The 21,538-nt window shown below is 68.6% G+C and carries 17 protein-coding genes; 16 read left to right on the forward strand and 1 reads right to left on the reverse strand.

What is annotated here, in order from left to right:
- The first annotated feature begins 214 nt into the window (after window positions 1-214).
- The 16 genes from tagH (at window position 215) to MJ122_RS11380 (ending at window position 21,098) form a co-directional block, all read left to right on the forward strand.
- A complete protein-coding gene (gene tagH, locus MJ122_RS11305) occupies window positions 215-1,663 on the forward strand; it encodes a type VI secretion system-associated FHA domain protein TagH (RefSeq protein WP_239744213.1) in 1,449 nt (482 codons plus the stop codon).
- A 45-nt stretch (window positions 1,664-1,708) separates the two neighbouring features.
- Window positions 1,709-2,212: a type VI secretion system lipoprotein TssJ gene (tssJ, locus tag MJ122_RS11310; protein WP_239744214.1), complete on the forward strand. Its 504-nt coding sequence runs from the start codon at window positions 1,709-1,711 to the stop codon at window positions 2,210-2,212.
- 11 nt (window positions 2,213-2,223) lie between these two features.
- Complete coding sequence (gene tssK, locus MJ122_RS11315) at window positions 2,224-3,558, forward strand: type VI secretion system baseplate subunit TssK (protein WP_239744215.1); 1,335 nt, start codon at window positions 2,224-2,226, stop codon at window positions 3,556-3,558.
- A gap of 3 nt (window positions 3,559-3,561) precedes the next feature.
- Entirely contained in the window at window positions 3,562-4,896 is a 1,335-nt protein-coding gene (locus MJ122_RS11320; protein WP_239744216.1) for a DotU family type VI secretion system protein, read from the forward strand.
- Entirely contained in the window at window positions 4,893-8,399 is a 3,507-nt protein-coding gene (gene tssM / locus MJ122_RS11325; protein WP_239744217.1) for a type VI secretion system membrane subunit TssM, read from the forward strand. Before MJ122_RS11320 ends, tssM begins: the two co-directional genes overlap by 4 nt.
- Window positions 8,396-9,046 (forward strand): type VI secretion system-associated protein TagF, encoded by a 651-nt coding sequence (gene tagF, locus MJ122_RS11330; protein WP_239744218.1) that lies wholly within the window; start codon window positions 8,396-8,398, stop codon window positions 9,044-9,046. The genes tssM and tagF overlap by 4 nt, the downstream gene beginning before the upstream one ends.
- Complete coding sequence (locus tag MJ122_RS11335; RefSeq protein ID WP_088417591.1) at window positions 9,046-9,777, forward strand: protein phosphatase 2C domain-containing protein; 732 nt, start codon at window positions 9,046-9,048, stop codon at window positions 9,775-9,777. Before tagF ends, MJ122_RS11335 begins: the two co-directional genes overlap by 1 nt.
- Window positions 9,774-12,872 carry a serine/threonine-protein kinase gene (locus MJ122_RS11340; RefSeq protein ID WP_239744219.1) on the forward strand — a complete coding sequence of 1,033 codons (3,099 nt, stop codon included), beginning with the start codon at window positions 9,774-9,776 and terminating at the stop codon, window positions 12,870-12,872. The genes MJ122_RS11335 and MJ122_RS11340 overlap by 4 nt, the downstream gene beginning before the upstream one ends.
- A gap of 2 nt (window positions 12,873-12,874) precedes the next feature.
- Entirely contained in the window at window positions 12,875-13,591 is a 717-nt protein-coding gene (locus MJ122_RS11345) for an ABC transporter ATP-binding protein (RefSeq protein WP_275590661.1), read from the forward strand.
- Complete coding sequence (locus MJ122_RS11350; RefSeq protein WP_239744221.1) at window positions 13,591-14,790, forward strand: FtsX-like permease family protein; 1,200 nt, start codon at window positions 13,591-13,593, stop codon at window positions 14,788-14,790. Before MJ122_RS11345 ends, MJ122_RS11350 begins: the two co-directional genes overlap by 1 nt.
- The gene (locus MJ122_RS11355; RefSeq protein ID WP_239744222.1) at window positions 14,783-16,531 is read left to right on the forward strand and encodes an SUMF1/EgtB/PvdO family nonheme iron enzyme; all 1,749 of its coding nucleotides are present in this window, start codon (window positions 14,783-14,785) and stop codon (window positions 16,529-16,531) included. Before MJ122_RS11350 ends, MJ122_RS11355 begins: the two co-directional genes overlap by 8 nt.
- A gap of 84 nt (window positions 16,532-16,615) precedes the next feature.
- Entirely contained in the window at window positions 16,616-17,554 is a 939-nt protein-coding gene (tagQ, locus tag MJ122_RS11360) for a type VI secretion system-associated lipoprotein TagQ (RefSeq protein ID WP_088417269.1), read from the forward strand.
- A gap of 92 nt (window positions 17,555-17,646) precedes the next feature.
- Window positions 17,647-18,057: a DUF3592 domain-containing protein gene (locus MJ122_RS11365; RefSeq protein ID WP_239744223.1), complete on the forward strand. Its 411-nt coding sequence runs from the start codon at window positions 17,647-17,649 to the stop codon at window positions 18,055-18,057.
- Window positions 18,058-18,089: 32 nt separating this feature from the next.
- Window positions 18,090-18,680, forward strand: a complete 591-nt coding sequence (locus tag MJ122_RS11370; protein ID WP_017518681.1) for a hypothetical protein — start codon at window positions 18,090-18,092, stop codon at window positions 18,678-18,680.
- 432 nt (window positions 18,681-19,112) lie between these two features.
- On the forward strand, window positions 19,113-20,021 hold the full coding sequence (gene glsB / locus MJ122_RS11375; protein WP_239744224.1) for a glutaminase B: 909 nt from the start codon (window positions 19,113-19,115) through the stop codon (window positions 20,019-20,021).
- A gap of 315 nt (window positions 20,022-20,336) precedes the next feature.
- Window positions 20,337-21,098, forward strand: coding sequence for a DUF599 family protein (locus MJ122_RS11380; protein WP_239744225.1), 762 nt, complete (start codon window positions 20,337-20,339; stop codon window positions 21,096-21,098).
- Window positions 21,099-21,164: 66 nt separating this feature from the next.
- Here the strand turns inward: MJ122_RS11380 and MJ122_RS11385 are convergent, their stop codons facing one another.
- Window positions 21,165-21,386, reverse strand: a complete 222-nt coding sequence (locus MJ122_RS11385; RefSeq protein WP_017518678.1) for a hypothetical protein — start codon at window positions 21,384-21,386, stop codon at window positions 21,165-21,167.
- Window positions 21,387-21,538: the final 152 nt, after the last annotated feature.

The raw sequence follows: 21,538 nt of genomic DNA on the forward strand, positions 1-21,538 counted from the left end.
GTTACTGCAGTTGTGACCCGTACCAAAGAGTCGAGAAGTTCCTCGGCGATTCGTGTTTGCCGGCCACGGGAAGCAAGGATAAGATCGCGCGGTTTCCGCCGTCAGCCCTTCAGAATCAAGGGTTCGCGCTTGTAGGAAAAAAGTGTGGAACCCGCATGAGGGTTGGGTTGTCCCTGGATGGGACGACGGGAAGCGAAGCAGGCAGGGAGGCTACATGGCGCTGCGTTTGACCATCACCAGTTATCACAAGATCACCCCCGGCCAATGTCCCGAAATGACTTTGGATACCGGTGTGATGGCAATTGGCCGCAATTCCGATAATGACTGGGTATTGCCGGACCCTGCGCGCCTCGTGTCTTCGCGACATTGTCTCATTCAATATAAGGATGGGCGCTACTTCCTTACCGATAACAGCACGAACGGCGTCGAACTGGTCAATGCCGGAGTGCGCATGCGCCGTGGCAGCAGTGAACTTCTGGAAGATGGCGAAGTTATCCGTATCGGTGAGTACGAGATCCAGGCGCGCATCGAGGCCGGCCTGACGCAAGGCGCTTCGCCCTTTGCCGCGGCGGACTCGGCGAACAGCTTCGAGGCGCTGATGGCCGCCCACCAGTCGGCCCCCGCGCCGATCCCGGATACCCCATTCAGCCCATCGGCATCGGCGCATCTGCAGGGCGTTTCCCCGCAGGAAACCCTGCCCGACCTGTTCGATTTTCTCGCCCCCTCGACGCCAAGCCCTGCGCCGGTATCCGACCATGTGCCGGCGGAGCGCCACGATTTCCGTCCGCCCGCGGCAACCCTGCCGCCGCCCCCGGCCATGCCCACGCCAGCGCCCGGCGTACCCCAGCTGCCGGGCGCGGGTGGCGGCCTGATCCCCGAGGACTGGGACCTGCTGGGCGAAACACCCGCAGCAGGCAATCCCTTTGCTACGTTCGAGCCGGCGCCGCCATTGGGCGTGTCCATTCCTGAGCCATTGCAACCCGCCGACGTGCCGCCGGTCGAGCGACCTGCCGCGCCGGTTGCGGTGACCGAGCAAGCACCTCTCGCGACAAGCTCCGCCCCGGCGGAAAACCACGACGAGCTGCTGCAGGCCTTCCTGCGCGGCGCCGGCCTCGAGCGCCTGCGCCTGGACAATCGGCAGGCCGCTGCGCAGATGGAAGCCATCGGGCGCAGCTACCGGCTGATGGTGGAGGGGCTGATCGACGTATTGCGTGCGCGCAGCAGCCTGAAGGGCGAGTTCCGCATGCAGCAGACCCTGGTGCGCCCGGTGGAGAACAACCCGCTGAAGTTCGCTCCCAATGCCGACGAGGCGCTGCTCCTGCTGCTGCGCGGCGGCAGCCCGGCGTTCATGCCGGCCGACCAGGCGGTGCGCGATGGTTTCGACGACCTGCGTGCGCACCAACTGGCAGTGATGGCCGGGGTCGAGGCCGCAATCAAGCACCTGCTGGCCCGCTTCGAACCTCACGCCCTGGAGGCGCGAATGGGCAAGGGCGGCGGGCTGTCGAGCCTGTTGCCGGGCGCCCGCCAGGCGCAGAGCTGGCAGCAGTTCGTCGAGTTGTACGCGACCCTGTCACGGGAAGCCGAAGACGATTTCCAGGATCTGTTCGGCCGTGAATTCGGCCGCGCCTACGAGCAACACATCGCCCGCCTGCGCCACCCCTAGGCCGGTCGATCAGGGAAGAAACAAGCGCGTTACCGAGGAACAAGGATGATTCGAAAGGTTTTACTGGCGGCGGGCCTGGCCCTGCTGTGCAGTGGCTGTTCCAGCGATACGCCCAGCGTGTCGCCGGCGCCGGAGGAGGGCACCCGCCTGACGCTGCTGGTGCAGGCCGACAGCCGCCTCAACCCCACCCCTGACGGCCACAGTGCCCCGGTGCGCGTGCGCCTGCTGGAGCTGCGCAGTGCCGCGCTCTTCGAACGCGCCGACTACTTCAGCCTCGCCGAACAGGCCGCCAGCGTCCTGGGCGCTGATCTCGTTGCCCAGGAAGACTGGCTGCTGCAGCCGGGCGAACAGCGCGAGCTGACCCGCCGCCTGGAACCCGCCACCCGCCAGGTGGCGCTGATGGTCGGTTACCGCGACCTCGACCGCGCGCAATGGCGCAGCGTGCTCCAGCCCCTTGCCGGGCAAGCGAGCCGCTACCGCGTCGAACTGGGCGCCAACGCCGTTCGGGTGGTGGCCCTCGAACGACCTTCCCGTCCCGACACTCGCTAAACGGAGCCCCTATGTCCTGGAACAACCGCGTGATCTGGTCGGAAGGCATGTTCATCGGCACCCAGCATTTCCAGCAGCACGACCGCTACCTGGAAAGCCTCATCGACGCCCGCAGCCGGCCGCTGTCCGCCGCCGGCTGGGGCTTTTCGGAACTTCAGCTCGACGCCGGCCTGCTGGCCCAGGGCAAGCTGGCCATCGTCACGGCGCGTGGCCTGCTGCCTGACGGCACGCCGTTCAACATTCCCCAGGAAGACGTCGCTCCCGAACCGCTGGATATCGAGGACGGCCTGCGCGATGGGGTGATCTACCTCGCCCTGCCGCTGCGCCGCTCCGGCGTGCGCGACACGGTGGAGGCGGGCGAGCCCGCCGGTGGTGCGCGCTACCGCAGCCAGGTGCGCGAGGTGCGCGACGACAACGCCGCCTTCGAGAGCCGCATTCCGGTCGCGGTGGGCGAGCGCGCGCTGCGCCTGCTCACCGCCGCGGACGGCCTGCACGACTACGCCGCGCTGGGTGTGGCGCGGGTTCAGGAAAAACGCGCCGACCGCTCCCTGGTGCTGGACGAGCAGTACATACCGCCGCTGCTGGACGTCAGCGTGAGCAAGCCGCTGGCCGCTTTTCGCAGCGAGCTGCTGGGCCTGCTCCATCAGCGCGGTGAAGCGCTGGCCGGCCGGGTGGTTGCCTCCAGCGCCGGCGGTGCTTCGGAAATCGCCGACTTCATGTTGCTGCAACTGGTCAACCGCGCCGAACCGCTGGTGGCGCACCTGGCGCGCATCACGCCGTTGCATCCGGAGCGCCTGTTCAGCGAACTGCTGGCCCTGGCCGGCGAGTTCGCCACTTTTTCCAGCGCCGAGCGCCGCCCGGCGCAGTTCCCGGTGTACCAGCACGACGACCTGGTGATGAGCTTCACCCCGGTCATGCAGGCCCTGCGCGAGGCGCTGTCGATGCTCATCGACAGCAAGGCGGTGCCGATCCCGCTGGTCGAAAAGGCCTACGGCATCCACGTCGGCCTGCTCGCCGATCGCAGCCTGCTGGACACGGCGAGTTTCGTCCTCGTGGTGCGCGCCGACATGCCCGCGGAAACCCTGCGCGGCCGGTTCGGCCAGCAGAGCAAGATCGGCTCGGTGGAGCACATCCGCGACCTGGTCAACCTGCAGCTCCCCGGCATCGGCCTGCTGCCGTTACCGGTAGCCCCGCGGCAGATTCCCTTCCACGCCGGCTCCACCTACTACGAGCTCGACCGTGGCAGCGAGCACTGGAAGCAACTGGCGCAATCCGGTGGCTTCGCCTTCCATGTCGCCGGTGACTTCCCCGGCCTGAACCTGGCCTTCTGGGCGATCCGGGGATAAGCGATGAGCGTCAACAACGACGATTGGCCGAGCAGCAACGCCAGCCCCAATCCGCTGGGCAACGACCGCACCCAGTTCATGCCGCGGCCCGGTGGCCGCGCGCCGCAGCCCGCCGCGCCAGCGCCTGCCGCACCGCTGCCGGTAGCGGCTGCGCCCTTGCCGGCGGGGCAGGCCCAGGGCATGAACCCGCTGGAACAGGCCGCCGGGTCGCTGCTCAGCCTGCTGACCCGCCTGCGCAGCACCCTGGCGCACCCGGCACCGGCCAGCCTGCGCGCGCAACTGCTGGGCTACCTGCGCCAGTTCGAACAGCGCGCCGAGGCCGCCGGCGTCGCCCGCAACGAAGTGTTGCTGGCGCGTTACGCGCTGTGCACCGCGCTGGACGAGGCAGTGCTCAGCACGCCCTGGGGCAGCGCGAGCGAATGGGGCAAGCAGAGCCTGCTGATCACCGTGCACAACGAGGCCTGGGGCGGCGAAAAGGTGTTCCAGCTGCTGGAGCATTGCCTGCAGAGCCCGCGCGAGCGCATCGATCTGCTGGAGCTCCTGTACCTCTGCATGAGCCTGGGCTTCGAAGGCCGCTACCGGGTGATGCACGACGGCCGCAGCCAGCTCGAAGCGCTGCGCGAGCGCACCGCCGCGACCCTGCGGAGCGTGCGCGGCGAGCGTGAACGCGAGTTGTCGCCGCACTGGCAGGGCGTGCAGGTCATGCCCGATCGCCTGTCGCGCCTGGTGCCGCCGTGGGTCGGCCTGGCCATGGCGCTGGCGTTGCTGTTGCTGCTGCTGTTCGGCCTGCGCCTGAAGCTCGCCGCCGACGCCGAGCCGGTGTTCCGGCAGATCCACGCACTAGGTGAAGTACCGGTGCAGAGCATCGAACCCGCGGTAGTCAAGCCGCGCGTGGTGGAGCGTCCGCGCCTGGCGACCTTCCTGGCCGAGGATATCCGCGCCAACCGCGTGGCCGTGCAGGACGGTGTCGATCGCTCGGTGGTGACCATCCGCGGTGACGAACTGTTCGCCTCCGGCAGCGCCAGCATCAAGGACGATTTCCAGCCGCTGATGGGGCGCATCGCCGACGCCATCGGCAGGATCAACGGCCAGGTGCGCATTACCGGCCACAGCGACAACCGTCCCATCGCCACCCTGCGCTTCCCGTCGAACTGGGCACTTTCGCGGGCGCGCGCCGAGGAGGTGCTGCAGATCCTCGCGGCGCGCACCGGCCAGCCGCAACGCTTCAGCGCCGAGGGCCTGAGCGACACCGAGCCGGTGGCCTCCAATGCCACCGCCGAGGGACGGGCGAAGAACCGTCGGGTTGAAATCACGGTACTGGCGGAGGGCGTGGAGTGAAGTCGTTGTTCGGATTCGTCACCCGCTGGGTGATTCCCGTGCTCGGGCTGGCCGCCCTGAGCCTGATCATCTGGTTCATCGGCCCGCTGCTGACCGCCCTGGTGCCGGCCTGGCGCCGCTGGACGCTGATCGTCCTGCTGTTCGGCCTGTGGCTCGGCTGGCGTCTGTGGCGCCTGCTGCAGGCGCGCCGGCAGGAGCGACGCATGCTCGCCAGCCTGGCCGCCGAGACCGCGCCGGATGCGGCCAGCGTGGCCACCGCCGAGGAGCTGGCGACCTTGCGCCAGCGCATGGATGAGGCCCTGGCGCTGCTGAAAAAGGCGCGCCTGGGCGGCGCGGAGCGGCGCAACCTGTACCAGCTGCCCTGGTACGTGATCATCGGCCCGCCGGGTTCGGGCAAGACCACCGCGCTGGTCAATTCAGGCCTGAACTTCCCGCTCGCAGCGCAACTGGGCGCCGGCGCCATTCGCGGCGTGGGCGGCACCCGCCAGTGCGACTGGTGGTTCACCGATGAGGCCGTGCTGCTCGATACCGCCGGCCGCTACACCACCCAGGACAGCCATGCCCAGGTCGACAAGGCTGCCTGGCTCGGCTTCCTCGACCTGCTCAAGACCGAGCGCCCACGCCGCCCCATCGATGGCGCGTTCATCGCCATCAGCCTGGCGGACCTGCTGCAGGCCAGCGAGCAGGAGCGCGCGGCCCACGTGGTGGCGATCCGCGCGCGGGTGCAGGAGCTGTATACCCAGCTGGGCGTGCGTTTCCCGGTCTACGTGATGCTGACCAAGTGCGACCTGGTGCCCGGATTCATGGAGTTCTTCGACGACCTGGATCGAGAGGCGCGCGCCCAGGTGTGGGGCTTCACCTTCGCCCTGGACGACGGCCAGCAGGCCGGCGGGCCGCTGCAGGCCTTCGGCAGCGAGTTCGCCGCGCTCGAGCAGCGCCTCAACCAGCGCCTGGTCGAGCGCCTGCAGCAGGAGCGCGACCCCGCACGGCGCGACCTGATCTACGGCTTCCCGCAGCAGTTCGCCGCGCTCAAGGCGATGCTCGAGGAGTTTCTCGGCGGGGTGTTCAAGCCCAATGCCTTTGAAGAGCGCGCGCTGCTGCGCGGCCTGTACTTCACCAGCGGCACCCAGGAAGGCAGCCCCATCGACCGCCTGATCGGCGCCATGGCCCAGAGCATGAATCTGGACCGGCAACACCTGGCACGGCAGAACGGCAGTGGGCGCAGCTATTTCCTCCATCGCCTGTTCACCGACGTCGCCTTCGCCGAGCGCGGCCTGGTTGGCGTCGACCCGAAGGTCGAGCGGCGGCGCAAATGGGTGGCCATCGGCGCGCTGGCCGCCAGTGTGGCGCTGGTACTGGTGGTGGGCACGCTGTGGCTGCTCAGCTTCCGCGCCAACCAGGCCTACATCGCCCAGGTCGGGCAGAAGACCGCGCCGCTGGAACAGAGCGTACGCAGCCTGAGCCCGGCCCAGCGAGACGTGCTGGCGGTGCTGCCGCTGCTCGACGCGGTGCGCCATCTGGCCGGCGACCCGCCGGGCATGGCCGAAGGCCTGGGCCTGTACCAGGGCGACATGCTCGACGAGGAAGCCGGCAACGTGTACCGCCGCCTGCTGGTGGCGACCTTCGCCCCGCGCCTGGTCAGCCGCGTCGAGGAGCAACTGCGCAGCGGGGGCGGCTCGGACTACCTCTATGAAGGACTCAAGGCCTACCTGATGCTCGGCGACGGTTCGCACTACGACCCGGACTTCCTCAAGGCCTGGATCAGCCTGGATTGGGACCAGAGCCTGCCGCGCGACCTGCCGGTGGAGCAGCGCCAGGCGCTGAACACGCACCTGCAGGCCCTGTTCGAACGGCGCCCGCCGGATGCGCGCCTGGACCAGCGCCTGATCGACGAGCTGCGCCAGCAACTGCAACGCCTGCCGGTGGCGCAGCGTGTGTATGACCGGGTCAAGCGCCAGAAGCTGCCCGAAGGCGTTCAGGACTTCCGCCTCAGCGAGGCCGCCGGCCGTGACGCCGCCCTGGTGTTCGTGCGCAAGAGCGGCAAGCCGCTGGCCGAACCGCTGAGCGGCTTCTTCACCCTGCGCGGCTACCGCGAGGCCTTCCTGTTGGCCAGCGTCAACCAGGCCGGCGTGCTGGCAGAGGAGCAGTGGGTGCTGGGTCATTCGCTGAACGACGCCGAGGACGCCCTGACCCTGGCCGCCGAAGTGCGCCAGCTGTATTTCCAGGACTACGTGCGCCAGTGGGATGCGCTGCTGGCCGATATCGACTTCGTGCCCATCACGAGCGTGGCGCAGGCCGCCGACGTGCTGCGGGTGATCTCCGGGCCGACTTCGCCGTTGAAGAAGCTGTTGCTGGCGGTCGCCCATGAAACCGACCTGCAGCAGGCTGACCCGGCCGTCGCGGCGCAGGTGAAGAAGGCCGACGTCGGCGTCGACCAGCTCAAGCAGAAACTCGGCTCGCTACTGGGCCAGGCGCCCGAGGGCGCGGGTCCGGCAGCGCAGCCCGCGGGCCAGGACCCGGTCAGCGCACACTTTGCCGACCTCGCCGCACTGGTCAGCCAGGAGGGTGGTTCGTCCATGGCGATCGATGCGCTGCTGGCGGACATGAACGCGCTCTACGTGCAGGTCAGCGCCATGGTCGGCGCCAGTGGCGACGCGCTGCTGGGCGAGGCGAAGAACCAGGCCAGCGCCGCCGCCGCGCGCGTCAGCCTGGCCGCCGAGCGTCAGCCGCCGGTGGTGCAGGGGCTGGTCAAGTCGGTGGTCAGCTCGACCACCAACACCATGATGGGCGGCGTGCGCAACCAGCTGAACGCGGCCTGGACCAGCGAGGTGGTGAACGTCTGGCGGCAGTCCCTCAGCGGCCGCTATCCCTTGGTGCCGGGCAGTTCCCGCGACGCCACCCTCGACGATTTCGGCCAGTTCTTCGGCGTCGGCGGGGTGATGGACAACTACTTCCGCCGCTACCTGCAACCCTACGTCGATACCTCCAGCCCCACCTGGCGCTGGCAGCCGGGCGCGGCGCAGAAGCTGGGCATCGCGCCGGGCGTGCTGCAGACGTTCCAGCGCGCGGCACTGATCCGCGACGTGTATTTCCGTGGCGGCGGCCTGCAACCCAGCGTGCGCTTCGAACTCAAGCCGGTGACCATGGACGCCTCGGTCAGCCAGTTCCTGCTCGACCTGGACGGCCAGCAGCTGAGCTACGACCACGGTCCCAGTCGCCCGGTGGCCATGCAGTGGCCCAACCCCAACAGCATCGGCGCCGTGCGCCTGTCGGTGTCGCCGCCGTCGGCGGGCGGACGCTCGGCGCTGACCGTCGAAGGCCCGTGGGCATGGTTCCGCCTGCTCGACCAGTCCGAGCTGGTCGGCGGCGGCTCACCGGATCGCTTCAACCTGCGCCTGCGCGTGGACAGCGCGAGCATCGCCTACGAGCTGCGCGCCAACAGCGCCTTCAATCCCTTCAAGAGCCGCGCGGTAGCCGGCTTCAGCCTGCCGGAGCGGCTATGACGGCAGTGGGTTTCTACGGCAAGATCGCCAGCCGCGGCGACTTCGTCGGGCGCGGGTTGCCCGCCAGCTTCCAGCAACCCTGGGACGCCTGGCTCGCCGCCGGTCTGCAGGCCTGCCAGCGGCAACTGGGCGAGGCCTGGTTGCAGGCGTACCTGGTCAGCCCGTTGTGGCGCTTCGTCCTGGCGCCGGGCGTCTGTGGCGGCGCTGCGGCGGCGGGGGTGCTGATGCCCAGCATCGACCGCGTCGGGCGCTACTTCCCCCTGACTGTCGCCATCGTGCTGCCTGCGCACCAGTCGCTGTCGGCGACCCAGGCCGCCGACGGCTGGTTCGATGCCGTCGAGACGGCGCTGTTGGCCACGCTGGAGGAGGGCGCGCGTTTCGAGGATTTCGAAGCCGCGGTGCAGGCATTGCCGGACCTGCCGCAACAGCCTGCCGCCGCTTGCGGATCGCTGCCGGCAGCGCAGCGCATGGCGGCGCTGGATGCACCGGCACGCCTGGCGGCCTTGGCCGAGCGCGCCTGCGACGGTGCCAGCCTGTGGTGGGGCAACGGCTCGGAGCAGGTCGCGCCGGGTCTGCTGCGCTGCGACGGGCTGCCGGCCGCCGAGCGCTTCGCGGCGCTCCTGCTGGGCCGGGAGGCGTCGTGCTGATGGCAACGCTCGACTACCGTTCGGCGGCGCACAGCCATGTCGGCCTGGTCCGCCAGATCAACGAGGACGCCTACCTGGATCGCCCCGAGGACGGGCTCTGGGTGGTTGCCGACGGCATGGGCGGGCACGCGGCGGGCGACTACGTCAGCAGCCTGATCGTCGACTCGCTGCGGCGCATCGCGCCGGCCGGGTCGCTGCAGGACTACGAGGCGGCGCTGCGCCAGGGCCTGGCCCAGGTGAACGACGCGGTGCGCGAAGAAACCCGCCAGCGCGGCCTGAGCATGATGGGCAGCACCGTCGTGCTGCTGGCCGTGCGCGCGGACCGTGGCCTGTGCCTGTGGGCCGGCGACAGCCGCCTGTACCGTCTGCGCGACGGCGAGCTGAGCCCGATATCCCGCGACCACAGCTACGTGCAGGAGCTGCAGGACAGCGGCCTGCTCAGCGAGGCCGAGGCGCGGGTGCACCCGCGAGCGAACATCGTCACCCGTGCCATCGGCGTGCAGGACCCGCTCGAACTGTCCGCGCTGGAGGTTCAGATCCTCCCCGGCGACACCTGGCTGCTGTGCAGTGACGGGCTCACCCGTACCGCCGAGGACCACGAGATCCGCGAAGTGCTCGGGCACGCCGACCCCTACCAGGTGGTGCGCAGCCTGGTGCACCTGGGCCTGACCCGCGGCGCCCCGGACAACATCACCGCCATCGTCATCAAGGCAAGCGAACCCCTGGCATGAACCTGAAGATCCCCGGTTTCGACATCGACAGCGTGATCGGCGAAGGCGCCATGGCCACCGTCTACCTGGCCGTGCAGCGCTCGCTGGAGCGCAAGGTGGCGCTGAAGATCATGGCGCCCGCGCTGGCCGCCGACGCCTCCTTCTGCGAGCGCTTCCTGCGCGAAGGCAAGACCCTGGCGCGCCTGTCGCACCCGCACATCGTCACCGTGCACGACATCGGCAACGCCGGCGAGCACTACTACATGGCCATGGAATACCTGCCCAACGGCACCCTGCGCGAACGCATCGCCGCAGGGCTCAGCCCCGAGCAGGGCCTGGCCTATGTCCGGCAGATCGCCTCGGCGCTGGGCTACGCCCACGCCCAGGGCCTGATCCACCGTGACGTGAAGCCGGCGAACATCCTGTTCCGCGCGGACGGCACCGCCGTGCTGTCGGACTTCGGCATCGCCAAATCGCTGGATGACCGCACCCAGTTCACCCAGGCCGGTTTCGCCGTCGGCACGCCCAACTACATGAGCCCCGAGCAGGCGCGCGGCCTGGACATCGACGGGCGCGCCGACCTGTATTCGCTCGGCGTGGTGCTCTACGAAATCCTCGTGGGCGAGCTGCCGTACCTGGGCACCGATGCGCTGTCCACCGCCCTGGCGCACCTGACCCAGCCGCTGCCGGAGCTGCCGTTGCACCACGGCCGTTACCAGCACCTGCTGCAGCGCCTGCTGGCCAAGGAGCCGAGCGAACGCTTCGCCAGCGCCGGCGAGCTGCTCGCCGCTCTCGATGCGCTGCCTGCGTCCGACCTGGACGCCACCGTGGTGCGCCCGCTGCCAGTCGTCCCCATGGTGGTCACGGACCCGGTGCCGCTGGCCAAGCCGACGCCGACCGAGCTGGGCGGCTTGCAGGCGGTGTCCATCGACATTCCCCAGGCGTCGCCGGCAAGACCGCCGCTACCCCCGGTCACGCCGCAGGCAGCTGCCGGTGCCCGCGCGCCGCAACCACCCTCCGGGCAAGCGTCATCGGGCCAACGAAAAGGCCCGGTACTGGCGCTGCTCGCCGTCGCCGTTGCGGCGGCACTGGGTGTCGGTGGCGCCGGCTACTGGTGGCTCGGCCGCACGGCCAAGGCGCCAGTGGCTCTTGATCAGCAGAACGCCAGGGACAAGGCGCCGAGTCAGGCGCTCGCCAGCGACAAGCCGCAGGCTTCCGGCCTGCCGACCCAGGCCAGGGCGACCGACGACTCGGTGGCAGGCGCTCACCCGCTGCTCATTCCTGGCAAGAAGACGCTGTATCAGCGCGTGCTGGCCAAGCCCGGCGCGCGTCTTTATACCGAGCCGGGGCAGGGCGCCGGCCAGCCGTTGCCGGCGTTTTCCGTGCTGTACGTCTACGCCCGCCGCAGCGTGGCGGGCCAGGACTGGCAGCAGGTCAGCGCCGCCAGCGATGGCCGCGCGCTGGGCTGGCTGCCGGCAAGCGAGGGCGCCGACTGGAAGCAGAGCCTGGTGCTCAAGTTCACCGAACGCTCGGGCCGGGCGCCGGTGATGTTCCTGCGCCAGGACAGCTTGCTGGAACAACTGATCGCCGACCCCAACGCGGCACGCAGCCTGCTGCGCAAGGCCCAGGCCGACGCCAGCGACAACAGCCAGGTGCTGGCCCTGGAGCCGGCAACCCGCGCGGTGGCGCAGGATCGCTTCTACCTGCTGCCGATCTTCGAGTCGCGCGAGAGCATGGATGACAACGGGCAGATCGTGCAGATGCTCAAGGTCGCCTCCATCGACCCCGGCGGCCAGGCGGCCAGCACGCTGGAGGGCAAGCCGCTGAAGGCGGCCGCCCCCGACGCCTTCCGCACCGGCATCGTGCTGGTGGTGGACACCTCGGTGTCGATGCAGCCCTATATCGACCAGATCCGCGAGGTGGTGCGCAGCCTGCAGGGCAAGCTCGCCGAGCGCGGCGAACTCGACAGCGTCAGCTTCGGCCTGGTGGGCTTCCGCAACAACACGCAGAAGACGCCTGGCCTGGAGTACCTGAGCAGGACCCTGATCCCGCTGGAGGAAGGCCGCGACCCCGCGCGCTTCCTGCAACTGGCCGGGCAGATCAAGGCCACCACGGTATCCAGTCACTCGTTCAACGAGGACGCCTTCGCCGGCATCATGCAGGCGGTGGACGGCATGGACTGGAGCGGCTACGGCGGCCGGGTGGTGCTGGTGGTCAGCGACGCCGGCGCGCTGCGCAAGAGCGACCCCTACAGTTCGACGCGCATGAACGAGGCCGAAGTCCGCCAGGCCGCGCTGAACAAGCAGATCCACCTGTATGCCCTGCACCTGCTGACGCCGGCCGGGGCGAACAACCATGCGGCCGCGGAGCAGCAGTACCGCACCCTGACCGCCGACGCCAACCCGCGCATCGGCGACCTCTACGTACCGGTGCCAGGGGGCGATGTGCAGCGCTTCGGCCAGCGCCTGGACGAAATCGGCAGCGTGTTCGCCGACCTCGTCCACCAGGTGCGCGGCAATGCCCCCGGCGCTGCGCCGCAACTGGACGGCGCGCCGAGTCTTGCGCAGAAGTCGGCGGCCATCGGCTACGCCATGCACATGGACTTCCTCGGCCGCAGGACCCAGGCGCAGAGCCCGCAACTGGTCAGCGCCTGGACCGCCGACCGCGACCTGAGCAACCCGGCGCTGCCGGCCTTCCAGGTCTGCGTGCTGCTTACCCGCCTGCAACTCAACGAGCTGCAACAGTCGCTCAAGCTGATCGTCGATGCGGCGCGCAAGACCCAGACCTCGCCCAAGGACTTCTTCCAGGAAATCGCCAGCGCCAGTGCCTACATGAGCCGCGACCCCTCGGCGCTGCGCCAGGGCGGCAACCTGGCCAAGGGCGGCCTGCTGGGCGAGTACCTCGACGGCCTGCCGTACCGCAGCAAGGTCCTGGCCATGACCCAGGACCTCTGGCTGTCGCTGTCGGTGGCCGAGCAGCAGGACTTCATCGACGAACTGGAGTCGAAGATCCGGCTGTACGAAACCTTCCACAACGACACGGCCAACTGGGTTCGCTTCGGCGCCGCCGAACCGGGCGACGCCTTGTACCGTGTACCCCTGGCGACGCTGCCATGAGCCTGCTCAGCCTGCGTGGGGTGAGCAGTGTCCGCGGGCAGGGCGCGCAGCGCTTCCGCCTGGACGTGCCGTGCCTGGACCTCGCGCCCGGCCAGCGCCTGGCGCTGGTGGGGGCCAGCGGCAGCGGCAAGAGCACGCTGCTGGACCTGCTCTCGCTGGTGGCTCCGCCGCAACAGGCGACGCGCTTCGACTGGCGGGTGGGGGCGGGCGTCTACGCCATTGCCGATCTCTGGCGCGCCGGCCAGCGCAGCACTCTGGCCGCACTGCGCAGCCGCCACTGCGGCTACGTGCTGCAGACCGGCGGGCTGCTCGGTTATCTCAGCGTACGCGGCAATATCGAACTGCCGCGGCGTCTGCTGGGCCTGGCCGATGACGGCAGCGTCGAGCGCCTGGCGCGGCGCCTGGACATCCACGACCACCTGGAGAAAAAGCCTGCCGAGCTGTCGGTCGGCCAGCGCCAGCGAGTCGGTTGCGCCCGCGCCCTGGCGCACCGACCGGCACTGCTGCTGGCCGACGAGCCGACCGCCGCGCTGGACCCGCTCAACGCCCGCCAGGTGCTCGCGCTGTTCCTTGAGCAGGTGGGTGAACAGCAGGCCTGCTGCGTGATTGCGACCCACGACGAGGCGGCCGCGCGCGAGGCCGGTCTGCGCGTCCTGCGCCTGGATTGCCGGCGCGAGCCTGATGGCGGCGTCTGCGCAACCCTGGAGGAACACGCCTGATGCGCCTGTTCCTGGTCGCCAGCCTGGCCTGGCAGGATTACCGCAGCGACTGGCGCCTGTCCGCCTGCGCGGTGCTCGCCCTGGTGGCGGTGCTGGTGCCGCTGCTGGTGCTGTTCGGCCTGAAGTTCGGCCTGGTCGGCAGCCTCACCGAGCGCCTGCAGCGCGACCCGAGCGTGCGCGAGATCATCCCGCTGGGCGGTGGGCGCTTCGATGCGGCTTACGTCGCCGCGCTGGCGGCGCGCCCGGACGTGGCCTTCGCCGTGCCGCGCACCCGGCAGATCGCCGCCAGCGTGCAGCTGTCGCAGCCCGGCCGCGAGGCGCTGACCGCCGAGATGATCCCGACCGCCGCCGGCGACCCCCTGCTCGGCAGCCTGCCGGTGCCCGCGCAGTTGACCGAGGTGCTGCTCAGCTACACCGCGGCGCAGAAGCTCGGCGTGCGCGCCGGCGACACATTGCAGGCGCTGCTGACCCGGCAGAACGCCGGCCGCGACAGTTCCCGTGCGATGGCCGTGCAGGTGATCGGCGTGCTGCCGCTGGGGGCCTTCGGCCGCGATGGGTTGTTCGCCGCGCCGGCGCTGCTGGAGGCCGCCGAGGATTTCCGCGATGGCCGCGCGGTGCAGGCCTTCGGCTGGCCCGGCGAGGCCACCGGCGATCACGCGCAGCGTATCTACCCGGCGTTCCGGCTGTACGCCCGCAGCCTGGACGATGTCGAACCGCTGCGCCTGCATTTCGCCAAACAGGGCGTGGAGGTCTTCACCCAGGCCGCCGCCATCGAGCGGGTGCGCTCGCTGTCGCGCAACCTGACGCTGGTCTTCTGGCTGATCGCCGCCCTGGCCCTGGCGGGCGCCTTCGCCGCTATCTGTGCCGGCGCGCTGGCTGCGGTGCAGCGCAAGCGCCGCGAGCTGGCGGTGCTGCGGCTGGTGGGTTTCGGCACCTCGGCGCTGCTCGCCTTCGTGGTGTTGCAGGCGCTCTACAGCTCGGCCTTCGCCACCTTGCTGTCGGCGCTGGTGTACCGCCTGGCGCAGGGCGGGCTGAACCACCTGTTCGTGGCGCAGCCGGGCGAGCATGCCGCGCAATTGCTGCCCGTTCATTACCTCATTGCCGTCCTCGCCGTGCTCGCGGCCAGCCTGCTGGCGGCGCTGCTCGGCGGATGGCGGACCTGCCGTATCGATGCTGCTCAAGGAGTCAGAGATGTCTGAATGGCGCCGTGCTGTCCTGGCCTTGGCCCCCATTGCCCTTGCCGTCCAGTCCCTGCTGGCGGCGCCCTTCGTGCTGGCCGAGGAGGGCGACAAGCTGAACAATCCCAAGCCGCTGGCCGATGACGTGGCGCTGCCGCTGCCCTGTGGCGGCCAGATGGTGTTCCGTTACGTCTACGTACTGGCCAAGGGGGCGCTGGACGACCGCGAGGTCAACCTCGGCTATCCGTTCAGCGAGGGCGAACCCGGCTACAAGCAGTCGTTCATTTCCGGCTACCGCCGCGAGTACATCAACGGCCAGTTCAGCCTCGGCGACCTGCCGGCGGAATGGAGCAAGGCCATCGCCGGCCAGTTGCCCAAGGCGGGCAAGGGCGAGCCGCTCAAGCCGATGTTCTATTTCCTCGGCAAGTACGAGGTGACCGCGCGCCAGTACGCCCAGGTGATGGCCCAGGCCCAGGCGCTGGCCGAGGGGCTGGATGCGCCCGCCTGCGAGACACTGAACCTGCCCGAAGGGGTGGCCGGGCGCCTGCCGAAGGTGAAGCTGTCGCGTTTCGAGGCCGAGCGCTTTTCCGCTGTGTACAGCGCCTGGCTGATGAAGTACCAGCGCGACCGCCTGCCGGTCAGCGGCCGCGGCAAGAGCGAGGAAGATGGCGGCTTCGGCTTCGTCCGTCTGCCCACCGAGGTCGAGTGGGAGTTCGCCGCACGCGGTGCCCAGGCGGTATCGCGGCAGGAATTGGAGGCGCGGCTGTTCCCGCGCCGGGTCGAGGGCAGTGACAACGACGGACCGCTCGCCGACTGGGCCGTGTTCAACCAGGTGGCCGGCGGCACCGGCCAGGCGGCGCGCCTCATGCCCATCGGTACCCGGCAGCCGAATCCGATCGGCCTGTTCGATGTGATCGGCAATGCTGCCGAGATGGTCCAGGAGTCCTTCCAGCTGGTGCATGCCGGTCGCCTGCAGGGCACCTATGGCGGCTTCGTGGTCAAGGGCGGTAATTACCTGGAAGGCGAGGGCACGCTGTTCACCGGCATGCGTCGCGAGTACCCGCTGTTCGCCCCCGACGGCACCGAGCAGCGCAACGAGACCACCGGATTCCGCGTGGCCATCGGTGCGTTGTCGGCGCCGCGCTCGCGCTACCAGGAACTCTTCGAGCAATGGAAGAAGGAAGGGCGCCTGGCCGGGCTGACCGATGCCATCGACGACACCCAGGACCCGACCCAGCGCCTGGACGGCATCATCGCCGCGACCACCGACACGCACCTGCAGGCCGAACTGGGCACGATCAACGAGGAGCTCAAGCGCAACGTCGCGCTGATCGCCCGGCAGCGCGAAGAGGCTGCCGGCAACCTGATCCAGTCCTCGGCGCTGGTGGCTGAAACCATCAACAACTACAACATCCGCCTCACCAACCTGCGCAAGAGCCAGCAGCAGGCCGAGCAGGCCAAGGACGCCGCCAGCGCCAAGCTGTTCGGCCAGGCCATCGAGAACGGCAGCAGCGCGCTCAACGGCGCCGTAGCCATCTACATCGACAACCTGGCCACCGGCACGCGCTACACCGACGCGGTGATCCAGGCGCAGTTCCAGCGCATCAAGGAAGAACTCAATCGCAAGCCGGTGATCGGCAAGAGCCTGGTCACCCGCGCCACCCTGTTCGTCAGGCACGTCGGCCAGTACCGCCAGCAACAGCGCGCGGAACCGGAGGCGGTCCTGAAGGAATTGCTTGCATCGGCAGTACCGAAGCCATGACCACCGATGCCAGGCATGTACAGAAGGAACCCGGTCGGCGACCCGCCGTTCCGGGGTGGTCAAACCCCAGCAGAGAGCTCAGACATGCAATCGTTCGCTAATCCCGTCACCCTGCAACCGCGCCGCCGCGCGCTGTCGCTGGCCACCGCCAGCTTCACCTGTGTCGCTGTATTGCTCAGCGGCTGCTCCAGTTCGCCGGTCTCGCAGATCGGCAAGAGCACCAAGGTCGAGTACTACCCCAGCTGCTACGAGCCGGTGCAGCACCTGCGCGACACCGACTCCAACATGACCAAATCGGTCGCCACCGGCGCCGTGATCGGAGCTGTGGGTGGTGCGCTGACCGGCGCGCTGGTGGGCAACAGCGAAGACCGTGGTCGCAACGCTGCCATCGGCGCTGCCGGTGGTGCGCTGGTCGGCGGTGCCGCCGGTTACTACACCGAGAAGCAGAAGCAGATCACCGACGACCACCAGCGCCTGGGTTCCTATGCCGCCGACGCGGACAAGAGCGCCGCCGACATCGACCGCAGCGTGGCCTACGCCCAGGCCTCGCAGTCCTGCTACCAGCAGCAGTTCAGCGCCTTGCTGCAGCAGCGCAAGGCCGGGACCATCAAGGACGAGGAAGGCCGCAAGCGCCTGGCGGAAATCGTCGCCGGCCTCAAGGAGTCCAACGATCTGATCACCGCGGTCAGCGGCAAGGCCGGCGAAGACCTGAGCAACTACACCCAGGCCTACGAGAAGGACCTGCAGACCGTGGGCGTCAAGCGTGCCGACGTCGCCACCGTCGCCCAGGCCAGCAGCACCACCACTTCGCCCACCAAGACCAAGACCAAGACCAAGACCCAGCAGAAGAAACTGCCGGTCGTTCCGGCCGAGGCGGTCACCACCGAGCGCGCGCTGGGCGACGCCCAGGCCAAGCAGGTGAAGAGCCAGCAGGTGGCGGCGGCGGGTACCAGCCAGGTCAACGGCATGTGCAAGAACCCGGATATCGGCGACTGGGCGCCGGTTCCCTGCCCGAACGCGTAAGCCAGGGTGGCCGGCTCCTGCCGGCCGCCGTTCTTCCCCCCGCCGGGCCTGGCCCGGCGGGGGCTGTCACTGAACAAGGATGAGTCCTCGCGATGTCTGAACCTTCCGTTTCCCGCCCCGCTGAAGTCATGCGCGGCCTGCTGTTCGGCGTGATCGGTCTGGTCTGCCTGGCGATCGTCGCCTACGAGGTGGTCGACCGCGTGCAGTTCCTGCGCAACGCCCGCGTTGCCGATGGGCAGGTCGAGAGTCTCAACGCCGGCGGTTCGCACCCGCAGGTGGCCTTCACCACGGACGGCGGCCAGCGGATTTCCTATCCGCAGAACGGGCTGATCTTCGGCTATCAGCAGGGCCAGAGCGTTCGTGTGCTGTACCTGCCCGAGCGCGCCCAGGCCAGCGCCATCGTCGATGATTTCGGCGCCCTGTGGGGCATGACGGCCCTGCTCGGTCTGCTGGGCGCCGCCTTCGCCGGTGTCGGCCTGAATTCGCTGCTCAAGCGCCGGTAGGGCGCGTGTATTCGTTCAAAGGAATCTGAACCATGGAAAACTCGATCATCCCCATCAGCCTGCGCTCCAGCGCCTGGGAATACGTCACCGGCAGTAGCGGGGGCGTCAGTTTCATGTTCCTGGCCGGCGGGGGCGGCCAACTGGTGCTGAAGAACCCGCAGGGCCAGGAAGACAAGTTCTCCTTCGGCGGCGTGGGTGTGGGCGCGGGCTTCGGCGCTCGCCTGCCGAAGATCGGCAAGGTCAACCTGAACGTGCGCGGCAAGAGCGTGGGCGCCACCGGTGCCGCCGAGTCCTTCCCCAGCACGGGCCAGGTGTATGTCTCCGATGCGCTGCGTGACCGCGACCTGAGCCACGATGACATCACCGGCGCCTGCGCCTATATCGAGCTGGCAGGCGGCCTTGGCCTGGGCTACAGCGGTACGGCGGTGCTGTTCGGACTGGACGCCAAGCTCCTGGCATTGTCCATGGCAATGGCGACCATGCCGGCGTCCCAGGTGTGGGGCGGCTTCAACGTCCAGCGGCAGTTGCTCCAGTCGGCGCGGGGCGCGCTGTTCATGCGCGGCGTGACCGCCGGTCTGCAGGCCGGCGGCGGTGCGGCGGTGTATATCGGCGGGCTGTTCTAGGCCAGCCGCGCGACGGTCGGGTGCATTACCGGCGACAAAGCCCCGCCCTGGTGCTCGCCCGCCGAGCTGGAACTGGCGGGCAGGGCACGTTTCGTGCCCATTCGTCGGTTGACCCGCCCCGCAGCGGCCGGCGCCAGCATCACCGCGTATTTCCATCGCTTTGACGCGCAGGCATTGGGCGTGGCACACATCGGCTATCCCACCCATCCGTGAAGCGCGGGCTCGCCCGATGCGAGCCGGGCAAGCTTGCTGTCAGTCCGCAGCGACCACTGCTGCCTGGTTCCCTGGTTCGCCAACACAGGCTGCCGGCAGCGACCGCGGCCGCCGGGTGATCGCCGCCATTTTGAATTCGCCAGTGTGATTTCTGCCGATCGGCCTGCGTCAAGAATGCTGCCCCGTGCCGTCGTCTGGGGACTGATAACAGGGCCTTCCATGCAAACGCTGTTGAACGAGATCCTCGAAGAAGTTCGTCCCTTGATCGGCAAGGGCAAAGTGGCCGACTACATTCCCGCGCTGGCTGACGTGCCGCCGCAGCAGTTGGGCATCGCGGTTTATGGCAACGATGGCAGCTATCACTGTGCGGGCGACGCGATGGTGCCGTTTTCGGTGCAGAGCATTTCCAAGGTGTTCAGCCTGGTTCAGGCGATCGGCCACTCCGGCGAAGCCATCTGGGACCGGCTCGGCCATGAGCCCTCCGGCCAGCCGTTCAACTCGCTGGTGCAGTTGGAGTTCGAGCGCGGGCGCCCGCGCAACCCCTTTATCAATGCGGGTGCGCTGGTGATCTGCGATATCAACCAGTCGCGCTTCGCAGCCCCCATTTTGTCCATGCGCGACTTCGTTCGACGCCTGTCGGGCAATCCCCAAGTAACGATGGATGCCCGTGTCGCCGATTCGGAGTACCAGTTCCGCGCGCGCAACGCGGCCATGGCCTACCTGATGCAGTCATTCGGCAACTTCCATAACGAGGTCGAGACGGTACTGCGCAGTTATTTCAGTTACTGCGCACTGCAGATGAATTGCCTCGACCTGGCGCGAGCGTTCTGTTTCCTGGCCAACGACGGGTTCTGCAAGCACAGCGGTGAGCAGATCCTGACCCGGCGCCAGACCCAGCAGGTGAACTCGATCATGGCCACCAGCGGGCTGTATGACGAAGCGGGGAATTTCGCCTACCGCGTGGGATTGCCGGGCAAGAGTGGCGTGGGTGGCGGGATCGTGGCCATCGTGCCGGGCCAGTTCACCGTCTGCGTGTGGTCGCCGGAGCTGAATGCGGCGGGTAACTCCTACGCCGGCATGGCGGCGCTGGAGCTGCTGAGTTCGCGAATCGGCTGGTCGGTGTTCTGATTCACGGGCCAGTCCCCCGCGCAGGAGCGGGGACGTCCATTACGCACGTCTCACTTCGGATATCCTCCAGCCAGGCGATCCTGTCGTTCACGCTGCTGCCAGTCAGCGAGGGCGGGGCGAATAACCTCCAGATGCGCCCTGCCGTGGATCGTCAGGCGGGACGGCTCCTCGACCCGTAGCTCTGATGGGCCGCCCGGCAGGCGGCCTTTTTCATGCCTGCAGTGTTCCGCGATGTGGCGTCGTGTCCCGAAGCGATAAACTGGCGTCTATCGGCTGCGTACCGACTTCATTCCGTCTCGAATCGCAAGGACATCCATGACCGATATCGTCGACCTGTTCGACATCCAGTACTTCTGGAACCTGCTCGCCATCCTCTGGTTCCTGTTCTGCTGGATCGGCTACACCCGCTACGCCAAGACCAAGGCCCGCGACACGGCCTGCCTGGCCAGCGTGCTGCACCTCTACCGCCAGGACTGGATGCGCCGCGTGCTGCTGCGCGACAACCGCGTGGCGGACGCCAGCGTGATCGGCAATCTGGAGCGCAACGCCTCCTTCTTCGCGTCCAGCACCCTGATCATCCTGGCCGGTATCCTCACACTGCTGGGGTCGGCCGAGCGCACGATCTCGGTGCTGGCTGACCTGCCTTTCGTCACGGCGCCGACGCGTGGCCTCTCGGAGCTCAAGCTGCTGTGCCTGGCGGTGGTGTTCGTCTATGCCTTCTTCACTTTCAGCTGGTGCATGCGCCAGTACAATTTCGCCGCGGTGCTGATCGGCTCGGCGCCCATGGTGGGGGAGCGCAATGTCGGCGAACTGGAGCGCAAGTCCTTCGCTGAGCGCGCGGCGCGCGTGGTGTCGCTGGCGGCGCACCAGTTCAACCAGGGCCTGCGGACCTATTATTTCGGCCTGGCGATGCTGGCCTGGTTCATCAACCCCTGGATCTTCATGCTGGTGACGGCGGGTGTGGTGGGCGTGCTGTACCAGCGCGAGTTCCACTCCAACGTGCTGCATGTGATGGTCTATACGCCGACGCCGCAGGGCGATGCGCCACGGGACAACGACATTCCTCCCAGCGGCTGACAACCCAAAACCAGAAACGACAAGGCCCGCCATGAGCGGGCCTTGTTCTGTGCGGCAGAAAAGCGATTATTGCTTCTGCTCGCCGCCGGCGGGCTCCTGCGGCGCGGTGGCCGGGGCAGCCGGAGCAGCCGGGGAGGCTTCAGGCGCCGGCGGGGTGGTCGGCGCCGGGGTAGCCGGCTGCTCGGTCGCGGCGGGCGCGGCCGGGGCTTTGGGCTCTTCTTTCTTGTCGCAGGCGGCAAGGCCGAGGCCAGCGACGATCAGCAGAGCGAAGGGAAGGGTTTTTTTCATGCGGAGCCTCCATGTGTGGCTTTCCTGGTGTTAGCCCTTTGAGCCGAAGTAGTGTGAATTAGTTCAACGAATATTCCTGCGACCCACCATTGCATCGCTGCAGGAGTGACAACGAGCGGGGTATCATGCGCCCCCGTGCAGTCAATCGGTCA

This window comes from Pseudomonas sp. DP-17, assembly GCF_022380625.1.
Lineage (GTDB): Bacteria > Pseudomonadota > Gammaproteobacteria > Pseudomonadales > Pseudomonadaceae > Pseudomonas > Pseudomonas nitroreducens_A.

Bases quoted from the DNA above. Each gene is read 5' to 3' on its own strand.
- tssJ (WP_239744214.1), top strand. From the start codon at position 1,709: ATGATTCGAAAGGTTTTACTGGCGGCGGGCCTGGCCCTGCTGTGCAGT.
- MJ122_RS11355 (WP_239744222.1), top strand. From the start codon at position 14,783: ATGTCTGAATGGCGCCGTGCTGTCCTGGCCTTGGCCCCCATTGCCCTT.
- MJ122_RS11350 (WP_239744221.1), top strand. From the start codon at position 13,591: ATGCGCCTGTTCCTGGTCGCCAGCCTGGCCTGGCAGGATTACCGCAGC.
- MJ122_RS11385 (WP_017518678.1), bottom strand. From the start codon at position 21,386: ATGAAAAAAACCCTTCCCTTCGCTCTGCTGATCGTCGCTGGCCTCGGC.
- glsB (WP_239744224.1), top strand. From the start codon at position 19,113: ATGCAAACGCTGTTGAACGAGATCCTCGAAGAAGTTCGTCCCTTGATC.
- tssK (WP_239744215.1), top strand. From the start codon at position 2,224: ATGTCCTGGAACAACCGCGTGATCTGGTCGGAAGGCATGTTCATCGGC.
- tagH (WP_239744213.1), top strand. From the start codon at position 215: ATGGCGCTGCGTTTGACCATCACCAGTTATCACAAGATCACCCCCGGC.
- MJ122_RS11335 (WP_088417591.1), top strand. From the start codon at position 9,046: ATGGCAACGCTCGACTACCGTTCGGCGGCGCACAGCCATGTCGGCCTG.
- tagQ (WP_088417269.1), top strand. From the start codon at position 16,616: ATGCAATCGTTCGCTAATCCCGTCACCCTGCAACCGCGCCGCCGCGCG.
- MJ122_RS11320 (WP_239744216.1), top strand. From the start codon at position 3,562: ATGAGCGTCAACAACGACGATTGGCCGAGCAGCAACGCCAGCCCCAAT.
- tagF (WP_239744218.1), top strand. From the start codon at position 8,396: ATGACGGCAGTGGGTTTCTACGGCAAGATCGCCAGCCGCGGCGACTTC.
- MJ122_RS11365 (WP_239744223.1), top strand. From the start codon at position 17,647: ATGTCTGAACCTTCCGTTTCCCGCCCCGCTGAAGTCATGCGCGGCCTG.
- MJ122_RS11340 (WP_239744219.1), top strand. From the start codon at position 9,774: ATGAACCTGAAGATCCCCGGTTTCGACATCGACAGCGTGATCGGCGAA.
- MJ122_RS11370 (WP_017518681.1), top strand. From the start codon at position 18,090: ATGGAAAACTCGATCATCCCCATCAGCCTGCGCTCCAGCGCCTGGGAA.
- MJ122_RS11380 (WP_239744225.1), top strand. From the start codon at position 20,337: ATGACCGATATCGTCGACCTGTTCGACATCCAGTACTTCTGGAACCTG.